The sequence below is a fragment of the Flavobacterium chungangense LMG 26729 genome (genome assembly GCF_000735715.2).
GTDB classification, from domain to species: Bacteria; Bacteroidota; Bacteroidia; order Flavobacteriales; family Flavobacteriaceae; genus Flavobacterium; species Flavobacterium chungangense.
This window is the reverse complement of sequence record NZ_JASY01000002.1, coordinates 584726-606393: the sequence shown is the minus strand read 5'-3', so window position 1 is coordinate 606393 and position 21668 is coordinate 584726. Positions and strand designations below refer to the sequence as shown.

Genomic DNA, 21668 nt, shown 5'->3' with positions numbered 1-21668 from the left:
AATGTGCAAAAATGGACGATGAATCCTAAACTCCTATCTATTAACGTTTTATTCCCCAACCTGAATCTGTAACAAAATCCTCGCTATATCATTAAAAATGAATAACTAACACAATTATTGTTACCATTTTGTCTTATCGGAAAATCTCGAAACAAGCATTGAAGAAATGACATCGCCATTCGCATTCAATAAAGTAGCTATTGGATCAACCAGTGTTCCTAAAATCATGGCAACAGGCAAAGCCTGTTCCATCGGAAAACCATAGACCGTAATGGCTAAAACTTCACCAATATAACCGCCGTTTGGAATTCCGCCTTCAACAATTGAAACAATTATAGTGATTCCTAACGCCAAAAGAATCGTTGAAGGTTCTGTAAAATCCTTTCCAAACATGGCAAACAAAAAAGTGATTTTAAGAATCGATGACATACTTGAACCGTCTTTGTGTAAAGGTGCTCCAAGCGGAATTACCAGATTTCGGACGTGTGTCGGAATTCGCATTTTTTGTGCGGCTTCCAGATTTGCAGGAATGGTTGCAATGCTGCTGCAAGTTCCTATTGCGGTTAAAGAAGGCGTGATATTATTACTCCAAAAGACTTTAAAAGCTCTTTTTCCTCCAGCAATGATGGCATATAAACTGAAAAATGTAAAGAAATAAAATACACAGGCAGCATAATAAACTGCCATAGGCTTAGCATAAACTCCAAACAACTGAGGCCCAAAGATACCAACCTGATAAGCAAAATAAGCTCCTAAACCGATTGGTGCAAATTTCATGATACTATTCAAAAGCTGTTTCATAACCTCGTTTCCGGAATCCAGAAAACTCTTGAATGCAGTTCCTTTTTCACCTGACTGCAAGGTCGCAAAACCAATTAAAAAAGAGAAAATTATTAATGCCAGCATACTTTTTCGAGACAATAATTCAGAAAAATCATTTACTGTAACCAATTTTGCGATCTGATCACCGACAGATCCGGATTGTATATTTTCAAAAGGAACTTTAGTAATTGCTATATCCTGATGAATTGGAAAAAGGTAAACCGCAAAAATCATTATGATTGCAGAAATTATAAGAGTTGAAAGGAAAACCAATATCATAATAACAAATAGTTTTCCTAACTTCTCCGTTTGTTCCAAATTAGCAATTGAAGAACCAATTGTAAAAAAGATTAATGGAATAATGGCTGTAAAAAGCAGATTTAGAAAAATATCCCCAAGTGGTTTTATAACCTCAACTTTTTCTCCAAACACTAAACCAAAAATACTTCCTACTATAATTCCTCCCAGAAGCAAAAGGATACTGCTGTAACTTTGTAGAAAATTGATTTTTTTAACTTCCATAATGATAAAAGGCTAAATTCAGTAAAGAACAAATCATTTAAACACACATAAACCTAACCCTCTTTGACAAGGAAGTTTCGTTTGTTTAAAAATAAGCTATGTGTAAAAATGTATTTTTTTTATTTTTCTAAAACAATTGTCGTAAAAGCTCTTTCAACAAGTTCACCTGTTCTGCTTTTTACCTTTTCGGTCTGGCTTTCAGTGTAAACAATTTTAAAAACTGTTTTTTCAATTAGCTTTAATGCCTTTTCAGTACTGTAAAGCTCAAATTCAAATTGTGTAAACGGAAGCGTTTTCATAAAGCTTTCCTCGGCAAATGTCAGACAGAAATTTCCGTTCTGCTTTAAAACCCTGTAAATTTCTGAAAGCAGTTTTTGAGAATCTTCCCAAAAATAAAGGGTATTTACTGTGAAAATTTTATCGAAAGAATCTGCTTCGAACGGAATAGTATTTCCATCATAAACCGAAAAGAAAGCTTGTTTTTGAGAAACAAAATTTCGGTTGATCTGGCGTGCTTCCCGAAACATTAACTCAGACATTTCTAGTCCGTAGTATTTTAGGTTTTCTGCCTGTTCGAAAATAAATGCTGCGTGGCCGGCATTTCCGTGACCTAGTTCAAGGATAGTATTCCCTGCTGAAATATTGAGATTGTGAACTGAATGGCGGGTCATGTTGATGTTGGTTTCATGCATCATGTTGGCCATTTCAATTCCCTTTTCTCCTGATGGATGTTTTAATTGGGATGCTATTGCCTGTAGTTCTTCTTTTTCCATAATTTTTTAATTATTACAAATTGAAATTAAAATGTCAAATACCCTAGCCCAGATGGGAGGGAAAATCCTTTTGTGCCGGGGTTCGGCACAAAAGATTGGAAGGAACAGCTGGAAATAGCTCCTGAAAATTTTTATTCTTAACCTGAAAAGTAACTGTATTTACTTGATCTCTTAATGGTTAAAAAATTAAAAAACCTGACTGGCAATCTGGCGAATATTCTCAGATTTACCCATTGAATAATAGTGCAAAAACGGAACTCCGGCTGCTTTTAATTCTTTTGACTGCTGAATCGCCCACTCGACTCCGACTTGTTTGATTTCTGCGTTGTTTTTGCATTTATCAACTGCATGGATCAAATCTTCCGGTAAATCGATACGGAAAATCTGTGGTAAAATTTGCATGTGTTTTTGAACGGCAATTGGCTTAATTCCCGGAATAATTGGTACCGTAATACCCATTTCCCTAGCTTTTTCTACGAAAGCAAAATATTTAGCATTGTCAAAAAACATTTGCGTTACCACATAATCGGCTCCTGCATCTACTTTTTCTTTTAATCTTCGCAAATCAGACTGCAATGAAGGCGACTCCAGATGTTTCTCCGGATAACCGGCAACACCGATACAAAAATCGGCTCTGTTGTCGACATCCATCACTTCGTGAAGATATTTACCACAGTTCAAATCATTAATTTGTCTAACCAGATCTACAGCGTAATGGTTACCGCCATCTTTAGGAACGAAAGACTGCTCATGTTTCATAGCGTCGCCACGAAGCGCCATTACGTTATTGATTCCTAAATAGTGACAATCCACTAACATATATTCGGTTTCTTCCTGTGTGAATCCACCGCAAAGCAAGTGCGGTACCGTATCCACATTGTACTTATGTTTTATAGAAGCGCAGATTCCAAGCGTTCCCGGACGCATACGAGTCAGTTTTTTATCCAAAAGTCCGTTTCCTTTATCGATATAGATAAACTCTTCCCGAGAAGTCGTTACATCAATAAACGGCGGTTTAAACTCCATCAACGGATCGATATTATCGTATAATTCCTGAATGCTTTTCCCCTTTTGAGGCGGAATAATTTCAAATGAGAATAATGTTTTTCCTTTGGCGTTTTCTATATGTTCTGTTACTTTCATTATTAAGTCTTAAAGTTGTAAAGTCTAAAGTCTAAAGTCTTTCCTTTCGGACTTTACGACTTTTGACTTTCGACTAATTTAATCTGCTATATTAGGGTTTAACCATTTCATTGCGTAATCAAGTGGAACATTTCGGCGTTTGGCGTAATCTGTCACCTGATCTTCTTTTATTTTTCCTAGTCCGAAATATTTACTTTTCGGATTTCCAAAATAGTATCCTGAAACGGAAGAAGCCGGCCACATTGCCATACTTTCTGTTAAGGTTACTCCAATCTGTTTTTCAACATCTAAAAGTTTCCAGATCGTTGGTTTCTCTAAGTGATCCGGACAAGCTGGATAACCCGGCGCAGGACGGATTCCTTTGTAACTTTCTTTAATCAATTCTTCATTGGTTAAAGATTCTTCCGAATCATAACCCCAGAAATCTTTACGTACTCTCTCGTGAAGATATTCGGCAAAAGCCTCAGCAAAACGATCGGCAAGCGCTTTAACCATAATCGAATTATAATCATCGAGATTTTTCTCGTATTCTGCAGCCCATTCATCTACGCCAAAACCGGTTGTTACACAGAAAGCGCCCATATAATCCTCAATACCGCTTTCTTTTGGCGCAATAAAATCGGCTAAAGCTATGTTTGGAGCACCTTTTGTCTTTTGTCCCTGCACACGTAAAGTCAAAAACTTCTCTAATATTTTTCCGTTTTCATCACGCAATTCGATATCGTCGTCATCCACCTGATTGGCAGGGAAAATTCCGAAAATACCTTTTGCTTTTAGTTTTTTCTCTTCTAAAATAACTTTCAGCATTGCCTGAGCATCAGCAAATACAGAAGTTGCTTGTTCTCCCACAACCTGATCCGTTAAAATCGCCGGATATTTTCCGTGCAATTCCCAAGTTTGAAAAAATGGTGTCCAGTCGATATACGGAACCAAAACGTCCAATTCTACTTCGACGATTTGTGCGCCTATTTTTTTAGGTTTGGTCGGAGTATATTCAGACCAATCTAATTGTAATTTATTTTTACGGGCTTCTTCAATCGTCAGGAAGTTTTTATCTCTCGAACGATTTAAAAAGGTTTCTCTAAAAGCATCATATTCTGCACGAATATCTGCTGCATATATTTTTCGGTTATGATCCAACAGATTTCCCGCAACGGTAACAGCTCTCGAAGCATCGTTTACGTGAATGACGGTTTCTCTGTACTGAGGTGCAATTTTCACGGCTGTATGGGCGCGCGAAGTTGTTGCTCCCCCAATCATAATCGGGATTTTAATGTTTTGTTTGTCTAATTCTTTAGCCAGATACACCATTTCGTCCAGTGAAGGTGTGATCAGTCCGCTTAAGCCGATAATGTCTACTTCGTGTTCAATAGCCGCTGCAATGATTTTCTCCGGAGGCACCATTACGCCTAAATCTACAATCTCATAATTGTTACAAGCCAAAACTACGGAAACGATGTTTTTACCAATATCATGAACGTCGCCTTTTACAGTTGCCATCAGGATTTTTCCGTTTCCGGATTTATCACCGGCTTGTTTACTTGCTTCGATAAACGGTAACAAATACGCCACGGCTTTTTTCATTACACGTGCCGATTTAACCACCTGTGGCAGGAACATTTTTCCGCTTCCGAATAAATCTCCAACCACGTTCATACCTGTCATCAAATTGATTTCGATAACTTCAATTGGTTTTGTTGCTGCCAAACGCGCTTCTTCTACATCTTCTTCGATAAAAGCGTCAATTCCTTTTACCAACGAATGTGTGATACGTTCCTGAACGGTTCCAAAACGCCATTCCTGAACGGCTTTTTCATCGCTTTTTACTTCGCCTTTTACATTTTCTGCAAAATCCAAAAGTCGCTCTGTAGCGTCGTCACGTCTGTTTAATATTACGTCTTCAACGTGTTCTAATAAGTCTTTCGGAATATCATCGTAAATTGTCAACATCTCCGGATTCACGATTCCCATCGTCATTCCGTCCTTAATGGCATGGTATAAAAATACCGAGTGCATCGCTTCACGAACCGTATCATTTCCTCTAAATGAGAACGAAACGTTACTTACTCCACCACTAATATGTGCATGAGGCAGGTTTTCGCGAACCCATTTTGTACCTCTAAAAAAGTCAATTGCATTCAGGCGGTGTTCCTCCATTCCTGTTGCAACCGGAAAAATGTTCAAATCGAAAATAATATCCTGTGGAGGAAAACCAACTTTGTTGACCAAAATATCATACGAACGCTGGCAAATTTCCACACGACGCTCGTAATTATCCGCCTGACCTACTTCGTCAAAAGCCATAATAATGGCCGCAGCTCCGTAGCGTTTGATTAATTTGGCGTGGTGAATAAAGTTTTCTTCTCCTTCTTTTAACGAAATCGAGTTGACAACACTTTTTCCTTGTACTACTTTCAGACCTGCTTCGATAATTTCCCATTTCGAACTGTCGATCATAATCGGCACTCTTGAAATATCCGGTTCTGCAGCAATTAAATTTAGGAATTTGGTCATGGCATTTACACCGTCCAACATTCCTTCATCCATATTAATATCGATGATCTGTGCTCCTCCTTCTACTTGTTGTCTTGCAATATCAAGTGCCTCGTCATATTTCTCTTCCTTGATTAAGCGAAGGAATTTTCGCGAACCTGTTACATTTGTACGTTCTCCGATGTTTACAAAAACACTTTCGGGCGTAATAATCAACGGTTCTAATCCTGCTAATACAAGGTCTCTTCTTTTTTCTGCCATTTTTTTTTTAAGTTACTAAGATCCTGAGATTCTAAGGTTCTGAGTTTTTTTATTCTTTATTTTTTCTGCAAGGTTTTCAAAACCTTGTAGGTATTTATGTTTATTATTTTGGGCGTGTCCCAAGGGCCGGGCTATCCGTTAATTTCGTTATCACTGCATTGGTCTGCGGGCTTTTCACTTCTATCCCTCACGCAGACTCGGTTTCACAAGACGTTTATGTTTACCGATTTTTAGAAAAAGTCTAATCCTCTAAAGGTTTAATTCCAAATTCATATAGTAAAACCCCTTCTTCTTTTAGCATAAATCCACTCCACCAATCTGCCGGTCCTTCTTTCGCTAGACCACTGGAAAAAAGTAATGATTCGGAATCATAATCTCTCTCTCCTTTAAATTCGTGGCCTATTTTATAATTTACTTTTTCCAAAGCTGAAAAAAAACTATACGAATGTGGATGTAATCTTTCCATAGAAATAGAAATAAATACAAATTTTTCGTACGAAATTTTTTCTTCTACATATGCCTTAAATAAATTAGCTAAAATCAAAGCCTTTTTTACATCGTTAAATCTATCAAGACAAACCATAATTTGTTCAGTTGATTTTTTTCTAAACTGAGAATCATCATTTATCTTTTTTTGAAATTTATCTTTTTTTTCGGCATCAATTTGTCCACTATTAAATTCTCTAATAAAAGACAGCAATTTTTTTGCAAAGAAAAATTTATTTATTGAGATACCTGTTTTAATTACGCCAACAACAGTTTTAATAATAGGAATTTCCTTTAATGTTTCATTCTGAATTAAATCATCAATATAAATTTCTGAATAATCTGTAGCTAGGTCAATATTTGGATTCAATAATTCTTGTGTGAATTGTTGACTCATGCTATTATCCGAAACCTGTAAATTATCCATAATTTATATTTTAAAATTCTCAAGTATACCTAAAAGGTTTTAAAAACCTTTCAGGAAATCGTTACCCGATAACCGGAGCCACTCTCGGCTTATAATCCTTCGCAACTTCTGCCATTAATCGAATATGATCCGGAGTTGTTCCACAGCACCCACCAATAATATTGATCAAATTGTCTTCTAAATATTCTTTAATGAATGCCTGAGTCTGTTCTGGTGTTTCATCATATTGTCCGAAAGCATTTGGCAATCCTGCATTTGGATGTGCCGAAACATTAAAACTTGTATTGTGCGCTAATGTTTTTAAATACGGTTTCAACAAATCGGCTCCAAGAGCGCAATTGAATCCGACACTTAACAACGGAATATGCGAAACTGAAATCAGAAAAGCTTCAACCGTTTGCCCGGAAAGCGTTCTTCCTGAGGCATCAGTAATTGTTCCTGAAACCATGATCGGAATATCCAGATTACGTTCGTCTTTTACTTCTTCGATCGCAAAAAGTGCTGCTTTTGCGTTTAACGTGTCGAAAATTGTTTCTACTAAAAGTAAATCGCAGCCTCCGTCCATTAAAGCTTCTACCTGTTGTTTGTATGCAATTCTTAAATCGTCGAAAGTTACGGCTCTGTAACCCGGATCGTTTACATCTGGTGACATACTTGCTGTACGGTTTGTCGGCCCGATTGAACCGGCTACAAAACGTGGTTTTTCCGGATTTTTTGCTGTGAATTCATCTGCAACTTGTCTTGCAATTTTAGCCGATTCGTAGTTGAGTTCGTAAACCAGATCTTCCATGAAATAATCAGCCATACCGATTGTAGTTCCGGAGAATGTGTTTGTTTCTACGATATCCGCTCCAGCTTCATAATAGGCAGCGTGTACATCACGAATTGCCTGTGGCTGTGTGAGGGATAATAAATCGTTATTGCCTTTTAACGGATGCGGAAAATCTTTGAAACGTTCGCCACGAAAATCTTCTTCTGAGAAGTTGTAGCGTTGTAACATGGTTCCCATTGCTCCGTCAAGGATTAGGATATTTTTTTTGATTGCTTCCTGAATTGTAATCGACATATTTATTTTGTTTTAGCCGCTAAAGATTCTAAAGTTCTAAATGCTAAGTTTTTAATTCATTATTAATTCCAAAAGTTCACTATTGTCGGCTAATTAGCTCCGATGGGTGTGATATCCTTTTATTCTGGAGTTCAGAATAAAAGATATAGCATACAGCGGGAACTTTGACTGCAAAAATGCGCCAATGATTCGCTCGAAATACTGAATCTGTTTCAGAATATTGTAAGTTGTCAGAAAAGTTTTTGAGAAATACGTAGTGTATTTTGCGTTATCTATCTTGAATACATTTTGTTGTATTAAGTAGAATGTAGCACCTTCTTTATGGCAAAGGGTTGCTAAGGTTTCATTGGGTCTTTCCCTCGGCCTTTCGTGATAACTTTCAATAAAATTAGGAACGGCGCAAAGGTACAAAATAGCCTTTCGACTTGCAAGTTTTTTTTAAGATTCTAAAACACTAAGGTTCTGAGGCTTTATGCTTAAATTTTCTAAAATAAAAAAGCTCAAACTATGTATCAGTTTGAGCTTTCGATTTTAAAATCTTAGTCTATAAACCCAGCGTTACGGGCTTATTAAGGTGATCAGAATGGGGTCGTTTAAAAACTTCTGTCCCATTTTAGAAATGTATCCATGACTTCCTGATGATCTGTTAATTCATTATCTGTCATTTTCATTTCACTGCCGACTTTGGAATTTTCTTCTAGTAGTTGTTCGTCATTGTTCATAATAGATAATTTGTTTAATACTTTCTTAAAGTTAGTATTTTATATTGGTAATTCAAAATGCTAAAATCAAAATTTCTCTTTCTGAAAAAAATTAATACTGCAAATTTACCTCACTTTTTACAGACTAAGTTTAAATTAACATCAATAAAAAAGCCCAAACTTAAAAAGTTTGAGCTTTCAATATTTAAAATCTTAGTCGCTTAGCAACTTAGAAGCTTTGTTTAAACTATCGACTTAACAACTGCTTTTGGCGCTTCTTTACGAGTTCCGTCAAAACCGTCTACACCGGAAACCGTTGTGTATTTTAAAACGTATTTCTTACCCGGATTGATGATTCCGTATGCTGCCTGACACATTAATGTCGCTTCGTGGAATCCGCAAAGAATTAATTTTAATTTTCCTGGGTAAGTGTTGATATCTCCAATGGCAAAGATTCCCGGAATGTTGGTTTGGTAATCTAATGCATTGTTTACTTTAATCGCGTTTTTCTCGATTTCTAATCCCCAGTCTCCAATTGGGCCTAATTTAGGTGTCAAGCCGAAAAGCGGAATAAAGAAATCTGTTTCGATTTTACGGTGTGCTCCGTTTTCTTCGATATCCAAAGATTCTACGTGTTCAGCACCATTGATCCCGATTACCTCAGCCGGTGTGATCAATTTGATTTTTCCGGCAGTTTTTAATTCCTGCACTTTTTCTACAGAATCTAAAGCTCCTCTGAATTCATTTCTACGGTGAATCAAAGTTACTTCTGAAGCTACATTGGCAAGGAAAATACTCCAGTCTAATGCTGAATCTCCTCCACCAGCAATCACTACTCTTTTATCTCTGAATTTCTCAGGATTTTTGATAAAGTATTTTACACCTTTATCTTCATAAAATTCGATATCTTCAATAAGAGGTTTTCTTGGTTCGAAACTTCCTAAACCTCCTGCAATTGCAATTACAGGTGCATGGAATTTCTTCCCTTTATTTGACGTTACAATAAAACTTCCGTCTTCTTGCTTTTCGATTGTTTCGGCACGCTCACCTAAGGTAAAACCTGGTTCAAATTGTTTAATTTGCTCCATCAGTCCATCCACCAAATCACCTGCCAAAACTTCTGGAAATCCAGGAATATCATAGATTGGCTTTTTTGGATATAATTCTGAAAGTTGTCCGCCAGGTTGTGGCAAAGCATCCAAAATATGGCATTTTAATTTTAATAATCCTGCCTCGAAAACGGCAAATAAACCTGTTGGTCCTGCTCCAATTATAAGTATATCTGTTTTAATCATTATGGTGTTGTTTATAATCATTCTTAATAATACAAAGAAACGAATAATTTATTCTAATTTCAATGATTTTTATCATTCATTTCCTTGCGAAACTTTTTACTCTTTATTTTTTAACGAACCGGTAATTTCGTTCATTCGTTTACATCTGGTAAAAAAAAGACACTACAAAATCGGTCGTTCCTCCGGAACTTTTTTGTTATTCTCTATTTCTCAAAGAAGCTGTTATTTCATTCATCTTCTTTACTTTATCTTCAAAATCGCCCTTTAGCGTTTTTCTATATTCGTTTAGGTTTTCGACCATTGAATTGATATCTTCCGGAATTACTTCTTCAAAAAATTCTCTTAGCCTTTTGGCTGTTGTTGGTGATTTTCCGTTGGTCGAAATCGCAATTTTTACATTTCCTTTTGTTACGATTCCACCAAGATAATAATCACATAAATCAGGTGTATCTGCAATATTGCAAATCAGATAACGCTTTCTGGCTAAATCATACACTCTTTTATTAACTTCTAAATCATCCGTACAAGCGATAACCATGTGACGCTTTTTGAGCATTTTCTTTTTGAACTTAGCTTCTGTCAGTTTAATTGAAGGATGATTTTCAGCCAATACTTTTATTTCTAAATGAAAGTCGGGCGCAACTACCTCAACATTGGCATTTGGACTCGATTTTAGTAAAAAAGAAAGTTTTTCCAGTCCTACATTTCCGCCACCCACAATCAGTACATTCAGATTATGAAGTTTTAAGAATATCGGATATAATTCGTTTTGTTCCATTTTAATTTATTTTCATCCAGCCAAAATTAGATGATTTATATTTCGATCAGATTAAAAAATCTGATTTTATATTCTACCCGTTATCGTCATGCTTCCATCGGATTAAAATCCGACGCTACAATATTTGTCGTTCCTAAGAAACTTTTATACCAACTATTTCTTTGTTAAAAGTCGGGTTTGAAACCCGACTCTACGAAACATTTTCTTTTAATAGAAACTCTTCGTAAAAACCTTTTAACTTATTGCTTTCGCGAACTACTTCTCCCAAAACAATAATTGCCGGTGAACTTAGATTTTGTTCTTTTACAATTTCTAAAATCGAATCAACTGTTCCAACACCTGTTTTCTCCTCCTTTGTTGTTCCGTTTTGAATAATCGCTACGGGCAAATTGCCTTTGTTTTCCTGCTGAAACAATTCAACAATTTGAGGCAATTTGTGCATTCCCATCAAAATCACAACTGTTGCTGATGATTGTGCTGCCAAAGCTACATCTGCTGATAATCTCCTGTCTGAAGTTGTTCCTGTAATGGCCCAAAAGCTTTCTGAAACTCCTCTCTTTGTAATCGAAATTCCCTTACTTGCCGGAACAGCTACTACAGAAGAAATTCCCGGAATTACAACTGTCTCGATTCCGAAACTTTCTGCGAATTCTATTTCTTCACTTCCTCTTCCAAAAATAAACGGATCTCCACCTTTTAAACGAACTACATTTCCATACGTCAGCGCATTATCCACAATCAACTGATTGATCTGATCCTGCGAATAAACATGATCTCCAATTCTTTTTCCAACAAAAATTCTGATCGCATTTTTAGGAGCGTGGCCTAAAATTTCATCATTTACCAAGGCATCATACAAAACCACATTCGCTTCAGCCAGTGCTTTTGCTCCTTTCAGTGTAAGCAATTCCGGATCGCCGGGACCTGCACCGACTAAAGTTACTTTTGGTTTTATAGTATTATGCATTTGCTAATTCCTGTGCTCTGTATTTTTCAATTATCGCAAAAAATGCAATTCCTTCTTCAATATATTGTTTTGCGAATGCTTCTATTGGTTCATTTTTATTGATTTGATAAACCAATTCTTTGAACGTTGTTGGCAATCCAATTTTAGCACTTTCAACAAAAACAGTATCAAATAAATCTACGATTCCTGCATGGTTGTTTGTTTTTTGGTTTTCTGAAAGCAACAATGCTTTTGCACCGTTAACAAATCCTGCATAAGCGTGATAGATTGCATCAGCCCATTTTCCTTCGTCGAAAGATTCCTGTGCGAAAGTCAGTTTATCTTTAGCTTCTAACAACAAAGTAGCCACTAAATCAATTACAACTCCGGCACATTCTCCAACTCCAACCGCTTTTACATAGTTATCTGCGTTACCCCAGTCAATAAAATCGGCTTCAGTTAAATTGGTTACATCTGCAAAAGGTTTTAAGATTTCATAGAAATATTTCTCTCCTTTAGCATCATAATAATTAAGGAATTTGTCTCCGTTTCCATTAGCATCAAAATCATTTAAAATAGTTCTTAATGCGTCTGGTCCTCTACGGCTTGGAATTTTAATTACTTTATCAGCAAAACGTCCTTCTCCGTTTCCTAGACGTCCGCCTCCTAATAAAACCTGTAAAGCCGGAGCCACTAATTTTCCTGAGTTGATAGACATTCCCTGAAATCCTATTGCAGACATATTATGCTGTCCGCAGGCATTCATACAACCAGAGATTTTGATTTCAATTTCGCTGTTATTGCTGTATTGCGGATATTCTGCTTTGATTACTTTTTCTAATTCTTCTGCAATTCCGGTACTGCTCGCAATCCCCAAATTACAAGTATCAGTACCCGGGCACGCAGTGATATCACCTATAGTATTGTAACCTAAAGCTACCATATCTAATTTGGCTAATTCCTGATAAAAGAAAGGCAAATTGGCTTCTTTTATATGACGAATCACAATATTTTGACGCAATGAAAAACGTAATTCATTGGCTCCGTAATTTTTAATCAAATCTGCTAATAACCTCGCTTTATCTGTGTAAAAATCACCTAATAAAATTTTGATTCCGATAGCATAATAACCTGCCTGTTTTTGAGCGATTACGTTTGATGCTTTCCATGCTTCATAAGCAGCAGTATCATCAATAGTTACCTGTGGAACTTCCAATAAAGGTTCCGGAATTGGTCCGTCAAAAGCGGTTGTATCAATTTCATATGTTTCAAAAGCGATTGCTTTTTTCTCTTTTTCAACTAAATCAAGAAAAACATCTTTTCCGATCTCTTTGATTAAGAATTTCATACGTGCTTTCATTCTTTTTGCACGTTCACCGTATCTGTCGAAAATACGAATGATTCCTTCTGCTGTTGGGATGATTTCGTTAACGGGAATAAACTCTGAAAGTAATTCGGCATGTGCTGGCTGAGAACCTAAACCTCCTCCAAAAACTACTTTAAATCCATGTTGTCCGTCTTTAATTTTTGGAATAAATCCTAAATCGTGTAAATAACTCAACGCCGTATCTTCGTCTGAAGATGAGAACGAAATTTTGAATTTACGTCCCATTTCCTGACAGATTGGGTTTCTTAATAAGTACTGGAACATTCCGTGTGCATAAGGTGTTACATCAAACGGTTCGTTTACGTCTACACCAGCCAATTCACTTCCTGTAATATTTCTAACTGTGTTTCCACAAGCTTCTCTTAATGTAATATCGTCCTTAGCTAAATTAGCCCAAAGTTCAGGCGTTCTGTCTAGACTTACATAGTGAATCTGAATATCCTGACGTGTTGTAATGTGCAGACGTCCTGTAGAATATTCATCAGAAACTTTCGTAATACGTACTAATTGCTCGCTCGTTACTTTACCGTAAGGCAATTTGATACGAATCATCTGTACACCTTCCTGACGCTGACCGTAAATTCCACGCGCTAAACGAAGACTACGAAAACGCTCATCATCAATTTTTCCTCCACGGAATAAATGAATCTTTTTTTCTAAATCGATAATCTCTTTTTGAACTATCGGATTTTCTATTTCTGTTCTAAAACTTTCCATTTTATGTTAGTTGTTGGTTGTCGGTTGTTGGTTGTTGGCTATAACTGCCAAACTAAAACCATCAACTCATTATTTTATTTTTATTTACGATTGGTTTTAGTAATAACTATCAACCAAAAACCATAAACTGTCAACTATTTAATAAATCCTACTCCTGCTGTTGTATTAGTTACGGCATCAATTAAAATAAAAGCACCGTTTGATTTATTTTCATTATAAGAGTCAAAATACAATGCTTTGCTTAATTTAATGCTTACTTCTCCAATTTCATTAATTGCTAATTGTGAAGCCGGAGTAGTTCCTGAATAATCAGTCGCAATTGTATTGGTAACACTTTCAATTTTAGCTAAAACTCTATTCGTATTGTGCTGTACAAAATACTTCGCTCCAGCAACTAATTTTTTGCTGTCCATCCAGCATACAGTAGTCACAATGTCTTTTTCAATTTTTGGAAGCTCATCCGATTTTACAATCATATCTCCTCGCGTAACATTGATATCATTTTCTAATTCGATTGTAACTGAAGAACCTGCTACAGCTTCATCAAATTGTTTATCAAAAAAGTGAATATTTGTAACTTTTGATTCTGTTAATGATGGAAGAACTGTAACGGCATCACCGACTTTAATTGAGTTTCCGTATAATTTTCCTGCGTAACCTCTAAAATCATGGTATTCTTCTGTTTTAGGACGAATCACAGTCTGAACAGGGAAACGTGCTTTTCCACTTTCAAATACATCTGAAGAATGCAATCCTTCTAGATGCTCTAAAATGGTCTGTCCCTGATACCAAGGCATTCCATCTAATTTATCCACAACATTATCTCCTGTCAAAGCACTCAACGGAATATAACTTACGTTTTGCTCCTTGAAAGTACTTTTTGCATTTAATGCCTGAAAATCAGCCTTGATTTTGTTGAATACTTCTTCCGAGTAATCAACCAAATCCATTTTGTTGATGGCAACGATTACTTCTTTTACTCGCAATAAATTATTGATGAAAAAGTGACGGTAGGTTTGCTCGATAACTCCTTTTCTGGCATCGATCAAAATAATAGAAACCTGAGAAGTCGAAGCTCCTGTAACCATGTTTCTTGTATATTCTACGTGCCCTGGAGTATCGGCAATAATGTAACTTTTCTTTGCAGTCGAAAAGTAAATGTGAGCAACGTCAATTGTAATTCCCTGCTCTCTTTCTGCTACCAATCCGTCTGTTGCTAACGAAAAATCAAGATAATCGTATCCTTTTTGTTTACTGCTTTTTTCGATTGCTTCAATTTTATCTGTAGTCAATGATTTTGTATCGTACAATAATCTTCCGATTAAAGTACTTTTCCCGTCATCTACACTTCCTGCTGTTGCTATTTTTAAAACGTCCATTCTGTAATATTTTGTTTCAGGTTTAAAGTTTCAGGTTTTCTGTTGAAACTAATAATCTGCATGTTTTTGTTTTCTTGATTTTCACTTTTAAAATTTCGTCTAGAATTGCATTCATAATTCACAATTCATAACTCATAATTATTAAAAGTATCCTTGTTGTTTTCTTTTCTCCATTGCAGCTTCAGAACGTTTATCGTCAATTCTGGCTCCTCTTTCAGAAATTGTAGATTCTCTGATTTCACCCACAACTTCCTGGATTGTTGCCGCATAAGATTCAACTGCTGCCGTACAACTCATATCTCCAACGGTTCTGAAACGAACAATTCGCTCTTCGATTTGCTCGTCTTCTTCCTGATACACAAAAGGAGAATGTGACCAGATTAAACCGTCTCTCAAAAAAACTTTTCTTTTATGTGAAAAATAGATTGATGGAATTTCGATGTGCTCTTTTTCGATATAACTCCAAACATCTAATTCCGTCCAGTTTGAAATTGGGAAAACACGAACGTTTTGACCATTTTCGATTTTTCCGTTCAAAATATCAAATAACTCAGGTCTTTGATTTTTTTCGTCCCATTGTCCGAAATCGTCACGAACTGAAAAAATACGTTCTTTAGCTCTTGCTTTTTCTTCATCACGACGCGCTCCTCCAATACAAGCATCAAATTTGAACTCTTCAATTGCATCTAAAAGCGTAGTCGTCTGCAAGCTGTTACGGCTTGAATATTTTCCTGTTTCTTCCACCACTTTTCCTTCATCAATAGCATCCTGAACATTACGAACTATCAACTCTAAACCTAATTCCTCAACTAATTTATCTCTGAAAGCAATTGTTTCAGGGAAATTATGTCCCGTATCAACATGCAATAGAGGAAACGGAATTTTTGCAGGAAAAAATGCTTTTTGTGCCAAACGTACTAATGTTATAGAATCTTTCCCGCCTGAAAAAAGTAAAACCGGTTTGTCAAACTGAGAAACAACTTCTCTAAAGATGTATATCGCTTCACTTTCTAAAGCATTTGTTTTTAATACTGAACTCATTTTTGATATTTTATTTGATATTTTATTTGTGAAAACTTTAGTTTCAAGTTTTTTCGCCTGATCTAAAAATCTCCGCTTTTATTCTGATAATCTATATTCTTGTCTGCTATCAGCGTCTTGCCTCTAGCTTCTTTCTTCTGCTACTCTTTTTTCGCACTATGCAAACCACATTCTTTATGACTGGACTCCCAATACCATCTTCCTGCTCTGATATCTTCTCCGGGAAAAATGGCTCTGGTACAAGGTGCACAACCAATACTTACAAAACCTTTTTTGTGTAATGCGTTTTGAGGTACATTGTTATCCTTCAAATAATCTTCAACTTCCTGCAAAGACCATTTTAATAAAGGATTGAATTTGATAATGTCAAAACCTCCATCATATTCGAACAAACTCAAATCTTGTCTGTTCTCGGATTGTTCTGCTCTTAAACCTGTAATCCAAACCGCATTTCCTGCCAAAGCTTTTCGCAACGGAACCACTTTTCGGATAAAACAGCACTCTTTTCTGTTTTCAACCGAATCGTAGAAGCTATTTGGTCCTTTTTCTTTCAGTAAATTTTCAACCGATGCAGCTTCAGGAAAGAAAACCTCAATAGGTTTCTTATATTTTTTTAATGTTTTATGAAAAACATCGTACGTTTCCTGAAACAACCTTCCGGTATCTAATGTAAAAATGGTAATATCCAAATTGCTTTTGGCAATGTAATCTGTAATCACCTGATCTTCCTGACCAAAAGAAGTCGAAAAAATTACTTTTCCCGGAAATTCTTCAGCCAAAAAAGCAAAAGTCTCTTCAATTGAAAAATCTTTCGTTTTATCTAACAGTGATTGTATAATTGTCGCACTCATATTCTTTCTTTCCTTCCTAAATATTTATTACAATAATTTAGATAATGTTTTTAAACTCAATAAAATAATTAAAATTCCTACTGCCACCATCATTGGTTTTCTTCTGATTTTATTTACCAAATAAGCTGCCAATGGAGCTGAAATAACGCCTCCTAAAATCAACCCTATGATTACCTGCCAGCCGTGAATTCCTCCAAAAAGCATAAAGGTAATACCACTTGCGAATGAAATTGCGAACTCAGCTGCATTTACAGACCCAATCGTATATCTCGGATTTCTTCCTCTTCCTAATAACGTTGAAGTTACAATAGGTCCCCAGCCTCCACCTCCAACAGAATCCATAAAACCACCAAAAGCAGCTAAAGCGCTCAATTTTGTAGTTTTCTTTTTTACTATGCTCTTTTTTAATGCTTTTCTAATAATAACAACCGCCAAAATGATCATATAAACCGCAATAAACGGTTTAATAACATCGCCATTAATAACATCAGATAACAAATAAGCTCCTGTAATAGAACCTAATACTCCCGGAATCAATAAATGTTTTACGAGTTTTTTATTGATATTTCCAAACTTATGATGCGATATCGCAGATGCTCCCGTTGTAAACATCTCAGCTACGTGAACTCCTGTACTGCTAACTACCGGAGGAACTCCATAAGCCAGCAAAAATGAAGTTGAAGTCGCTCCATAACCCATTCCTAACGTACCATCTACTAATTGTGCAAAAACACCAATACCAAAAAAAACTAAAAACTGCTGATCAAAACCTCCCACAAACCCATCCCACGAAAACTCAGCATGGTGGTTATAAATCAGTGTACTTAGCAAACCTATTAATAAAACAACAGGTATCCCTATCCATAATTTATCTTTTATTGACGAATAAAAGTTAGCATCAACACTATTAATTTTTAATTCTTTCTCCATAATTACTGGGTTTTTTTGCCAAAATCTATTACCCTATCGGGTTAGTAGATTGAAAAGCAAAATTACTACTTATTTCTAAATATCAAAACAATTTTTAATTTTTTTAAACTTCTAAACTTCTTAAAATCAAATTCTAAGGAAATTTTAAAAGATTAATAAATAAATTCAATAAATCTAAAACCATATTTCTCTGTTTTTAAGATACTTACAATTACAATTATTTCAAGTTCCAAATATACACTTTTAAAGCCTACCATTTCCATAGGATAATTATAAAATTGTTTCTATTTTTGCGCCAAACTTTTATTTATGGATTTTCAAATAGGTTTAGTTATTGCAGGTTTAGTTGTTGGTTTTGTAGTAGGCCTGACAGGTGTTGGAGGTGGTTCTTTAATGACACCTATTTTATTATATTTTGGAATTCCGCCAACAAAGGCCGTGGGTACCGATTTGCTTTATGCAGCTTTTACCAAAATGGGCGGTGTATTTGTGCATCATAAAAAAAGCAACATAAACTGGTCCATTACCGGATGGTTAACCTTAGGCAGTGTTCCGGCAGCCTTATTGACTTTATGGATTCTAAATAATATCAAAACAGATATTGAAACTGTTAATCAGGTGATTAAAAAAAGTTTAGGATGGGCATTACTTTTCACTTCTGTAGCCATTATATTTAAACAAAAGATATTAAAGTTTTCTCAGAAACACGCCGGAGATAAATTTCACAGCGAAAGCACAACTCAAAATATGCTAACCATAGGAATTGGTGTTTTATTAGGTGCAACAGTAACTTTGACATCTATTGGCGCCGGTGCATTGGGAACCGTTACATTATTCTTTCTTTATCCTTTATTGCCAACACCCCGTTTAGTAGGAACTGAAATCGCACATGCCGTTCCATTAACCTTAGTTGCGGGAATTGGACATGCTTCAATGGGAAATCTGGATTTGATATTATTAGGACAATTATTATTGGGGTCTCTTCCGGGAATTTTTATAGGAAGTATGCTAAGTGGAAAAGTTCCGGATCAGTTTCTTAGAAACGCAATCGCTGTAATGCTTTTCTTAGCCGGATATAAATTAATTTTTTAGATTAAAAAATAACTATAAAAAAATGACCATTTCTGAATTTGAAATGGTCATTTTTCATTTTTAATCAAAAAGAATTTAATTAAAAAGCTATATCAGCCAAAGAATTACTTTCAAGTATTTTAAGCGTATTATCACGAACTTCCGTCATTAAACGTCTTGCTGCACAGGTTGATTCATCATCACAATCATCGCATTTTTCATAAAAATTATGACTGGCACAAGGCAACAGCGCTATTGGTCCTTCAAGAATACGATAGACTTTTGCCATGCTAATATCTTTTGGCTCTTTAATCAGATAATATCCTCCGCCTTTACCTTTTTTGGCTCCCAGAAAGCCAGAGTTTCTTAGTAGCAATAAAATACTTTCCAGGAATTTGATCGAAATATGTTCGCTTTTGGCAATTTCAGCAATTTGTACAGGCTCATTATTTTCACGTCTGGCCAAATAAGTTAAAGCTTTAATTCCGTATTTTGTTTTCTTTGAAAGCATTTTTAAATTTTAGATTGTAAATTTAGTTCAGAAGCTATCAATAAATTAAACATAAAGCTTCCTGTTATTCCGCAGCAAAAGTAAGCTTTTTGAATGAGATTTCTAATAGAACAAAAGTTAATTCTACTAAATTAGTATAGTTTTATCAATCATCTTCCTGAACTCCAATTAAATTGAATTTATGGCACCTTTTTAATTTTAGTTGCTAACAAAAATATACTTTTAGTTCAAACAAACAGTAAAAGAAAATGACAATTTTTAACAGTAATAAGTTTACAGTCAAAAATTGTCATTTTGTATAATCCAAAATTATTTTAAGAAAGTGCCTGCTCTAAATCAGCAATTACATCTTTTACGGTTTCCAAACCTACAGAAACACGTACTAAACCTTCAGTAATTCCAACTGCTAATTTTTCTTCAATCGATAATTTACTATGTGTTGTTGATGCCGGATGCGTTACAATCGTTTTTACGTCTCCGATATTGGCTGAAAGTGAACACAATTTAATTTTATCCAAAAATTTACGTCCTGCTTCAATTCCGCCTTTAATTTCGAATGCAATAATGTTACCACCTAAAAGCATTTGCTTTTTAGCGATTTCATACTTTGGATGTGATTTTAAGAAAGGATATTTTACACTGTTTACATTTGGATGGCTTTCTAAAAATTCAGCAACTTTCAAAGCATTTTCGCAATGTCTGTCTACACGAACCGCCAGAGTTTCTAAACTTTTTGACAATACCCATGCATTAAATGGTGACATTGCAGGACCTGTATTTCTTGAAAACAAGTATATTTTGCGAATTAATTCAGCATTACCAACGGCAACACCTCCTAAAACACGACCCTGACCATCCATTAATTTTGTAGCAGAATGCACTACTATATGTGCTCCGTATTTAATAGGCTGCTGAATGTATGGTGTTGCAAAACAGTTATCAATAATCAAAATCAGATTGTGTTTTTTGGCTATTTGTCCTAACAATTCCAAATCAATCACATCTACACCAGGATTTGTAGGTGTTTCAGCGTATAAAATTTTAGTGTTTGGCTTAATAAAACCTTCAATCGTTTCCGGTTTGTTGATATCAAAATAGGTCGTTTCAATATTCCATTTTGGAAAATAAGTCATAAACAATGCATGTGTAGACCCAAAAACACTTCCGGCAGAAACAATATGATCACCGGACTCCAATAAAGCAGCAAAAGTAGAATAAATTGCAGCCATTCCGGTTGCAAAGGCATATCCGGCCTCAGCACCTTCCATAGCACAAACTTTGTCTACAAACTCTGTGGTGTTCGGGTTGCTGAAACGAGAGTAAATATTACGTACTTTTTCTTCAGTAAAAGAAGCTCTCATGTCCTCTGCATCTTCAAATACAAAACTTGATGATAAATACAAAGGAGTTGAATGTTCCTGAAATTGTGACTTTTCTAAATGTGTTCTGATGGCTTGTGTTTCAAAACCAAATTCTTGTTCGCTCATTTTATTTGTTTTTCTTGTTTCAAGTTTTAAGTTTCAAGTTTTTTGCAATCGGCAATAACCAGCACTTAAAACTCAAACTGTTTAGAGTTATTATTCAATTTTCATTTTGAATTATCTCATTCTCTAATTGACTAATTTTCTAATTATTTTATTTTTCTAATTCTACACCGTTCAAAATTACTTTGTAATGTATCGTTGCATTTGGCTCAACTGTTTTAGAAACCGAGCAATATTTTTCGAAAGACAATTGTGCTGCTTTAGCTGCTTTGTCTTCTTTTATATTTCCCTCCAAAGAAAAAACCACGTAAATATCTTTAAACGGCTTTGCTTCTCCTACCTGTACGCGCTCGCCTTCAACCTCAGCTTTGAAAGAAGTAATTTCCTGACGTTGTTTTTTTAGAATCGAAATCATATCAATTCCGCTACAGCCTGCTACTCCCATCAATACTAATTCCATTGGGCTTGGTCCCATGTCGTTTCCTCCAAACTCAGGACGTGCATCAACATTTACAATATGTCCACGTTCGTTTTTTAATTCGAAATGGAAGTTTTCGTTTACTCTGTTTAAGCTTACTTTCATT

At 35.6% G+C, this 21668-nt stretch carries 19 protein-coding genes and 1 riboswitch; of the genes, 1 reads left to right on the top strand and 18 read right to left on the bottom strand.

The window, feature by feature from the left end; translation table 11 throughout:
* Positions 1-120: 120 nt before the first annotated feature.
* From JE46_RS05820 to JE46_RS05755, 15 genes are all read right to left on the bottom strand, one after another.
* Positions 121-1344, bottom strand: coding sequence for a dicarboxylate/amino acid:cation symporter (locus JE46_RS05820; RefSeq protein WP_031454320.1), 1224 nt, complete (start codon positions 1342-1344; stop codon positions 121-123).
* 119 nt (positions 1345-1463) lie between these two features.
* Positions 1464-2117 (bottom strand): class I SAM-dependent methyltransferase, encoded by a 654-nt coding sequence (locus tag JE46_RS05815; protein ID WP_031454319.1) that lies wholly within the window; start codon positions 2115-2117, stop codon positions 1464-1466.
* Between the two features lie 186 nt (positions 2118-2303).
* Positions 2304-3260: a methylenetetrahydrofolate reductase [NAD(P)H] gene (metF, locus tag JE46_RS05810; RefSeq protein ID WP_031454318.1), complete on the bottom strand. Its 957-nt coding sequence runs from the start codon at positions 3258-3260 to the stop codon at positions 2304-2306.
* Positions 3261-3338: 78 nt separating this feature from the next.
* The gene (metH, locus tag JE46_RS05805; protein WP_083480849.1) at positions 3339-6014 is read right to left on the bottom strand and encodes a methionine synthase; all 2676 of its coding nucleotides are present in this window, start codon (positions 6012-6014) and stop codon (positions 3339-3341) included.
* A 241-nt stretch (positions 6015-6255) separates the two neighbouring features.
* The gene (locus JE46_RS05800) at positions 6256-6927 is read right to left on the bottom strand and encodes a hypothetical protein (protein ID WP_031454316.1); all 672 of its coding nucleotides are present in this window, start codon (positions 6925-6927) and stop codon (positions 6256-6258) included.
* A 61-nt stretch (positions 6928-6988) separates the two neighbouring features.
* On the bottom strand, positions 6989-7993 hold the full coding sequence (locus tag JE46_RS05795; protein WP_031454315.1) for a homocysteine S-methyltransferase family protein: 1005 nt from the start codon (positions 7991-7993) through the stop codon (positions 6989-6991).
* Positions 7994-8258: 265 nt separating this feature from the next.
* A riboswitch (SAM riboswitch) is annotated at positions 8259-8372 on the bottom strand.
* A gap of 214 nt (positions 8373-8586) precedes the next feature.
* On the bottom strand, positions 8587-8715 hold the full coding sequence (locus JE46_RS24615) for a hypothetical protein (RefSeq protein ID WP_262494090.1): 129 nt from the start codon (positions 8713-8715) through the stop codon (positions 8587-8589).
* A gap of 221 nt (positions 8716-8936) precedes the next feature.
* On the bottom strand, positions 8937-9989 hold the full coding sequence (locus tag JE46_RS05790; protein ID WP_031454314.1) for an NAD(P)/FAD-dependent oxidoreductase: 1053 nt from the start codon (positions 9987-9989) through the stop codon (positions 8937-8939).
* Between the two features lie 196 nt (positions 9990-10185).
* Positions 10186-10767 carry a precorrin-2 dehydrogenase/sirohydrochlorin ferrochelatase family protein gene (locus JE46_RS05785; protein WP_031454313.1) on the bottom strand — a complete coding sequence of 194 codons (582 nt, stop codon included), beginning with the start codon at positions 10765-10767 and terminating at the stop codon, positions 10186-10188.
* A gap of 190 nt (positions 10768-10957) precedes the next feature.
* Positions 10958-11734 carry a uroporphyrinogen-III C-methyltransferase gene (cobA, locus tag JE46_RS05780; protein WP_031454312.1) on the bottom strand — a complete coding sequence of 259 codons (777 nt, stop codon included), beginning with the start codon at positions 11732-11734 and terminating at the stop codon, positions 10958-10960.
* Complete coding sequence (locus tag JE46_RS05775) at positions 11727-13817, bottom strand: HEPN domain-containing protein (protein WP_031454311.1); 2091 nt, start codon at positions 13815-13817, stop codon at positions 11727-11729. The genes cobA and JE46_RS05775 overlap by 8 nt, the downstream gene beginning before the upstream one ends.
* 134 nt (positions 13818-13951) lie before the next feature.
* Entirely contained in the window at positions 13952-15196 is a 1245-nt protein-coding gene (locus tag JE46_RS05770) for a sulfate adenylyltransferase subunit 1 (RefSeq protein WP_031454310.1), read from the bottom strand.
* A gap of 141 nt (positions 15197-15337) precedes the next feature.
* Positions 15338-16237: a sulfate adenylyltransferase subunit CysD gene (gene cysD, locus JE46_RS05765; RefSeq protein WP_031454309.1), complete on the bottom strand. Its 900-nt coding sequence runs from the start codon at positions 16235-16237 to the stop codon at positions 15338-15340.
* Between the two features lie 140 nt (positions 16238-16377).
* A complete protein-coding gene (locus JE46_RS05760; protein ID WP_031454308.1) occupies positions 16378-17088 on the bottom strand; it encodes a phosphoadenylyl-sulfate reductase in 711 nt (236 codons plus the stop codon).
* Positions 17089-17115: 27 nt separating this feature from the next.
* Positions 17116-18018: a sulfite exporter TauE/SafE family protein gene (locus tag JE46_RS05755; protein WP_031454307.1), complete on the bottom strand. Its 903-nt coding sequence runs from the start codon at positions 18016-18018 to the stop codon at positions 17116-17118.
* Between the two features lie 309 nt (positions 18019-18327).
* Here JE46_RS05755 and JE46_RS05750 point away from each other — a divergent pair, with 309 nt between their 5' ends.
* A complete protein-coding gene (locus JE46_RS05750) occupies positions 18328-19110 on the top strand; it encodes a sulfite exporter TauE/SafE family protein (RefSeq protein ID WP_031454306.1) in 783 nt (260 codons plus the stop codon).
* A gap of 79 nt (positions 19111-19189) precedes the next feature.
* Here JE46_RS05750 and JE46_RS05745 read toward each other — a convergent pair whose 3' ends face one another.
* The 3 genes from JE46_RS05745 to JE46_RS05735 form a co-directional block, all read right to left on the bottom strand.
* Entirely contained in the window at positions 19190-19600 is a 411-nt protein-coding gene (locus JE46_RS05745) for an RrF2 family transcriptional regulator (RefSeq protein WP_031454305.1), read from the bottom strand.
* A gap of 314 nt (positions 19601-19914) precedes the next feature.
* Positions 19915-21087, bottom strand: coding sequence for a trans-sulfuration enzyme family protein (locus tag JE46_RS05740; RefSeq protein WP_031454304.1), 1173 nt, complete (start codon positions 21085-21087; stop codon positions 19915-19917).
* A 148-nt stretch (positions 21088-21235) separates the two neighbouring features.
* Positions 21236-21667: an OsmC family protein gene (locus JE46_RS05735; RefSeq protein WP_031454303.1), complete on the bottom strand. Its 432-nt coding sequence runs from the start codon at positions 21665-21667 to the stop codon at positions 21236-21238.
* Position 21668: the final 1 nt, after the last annotated feature.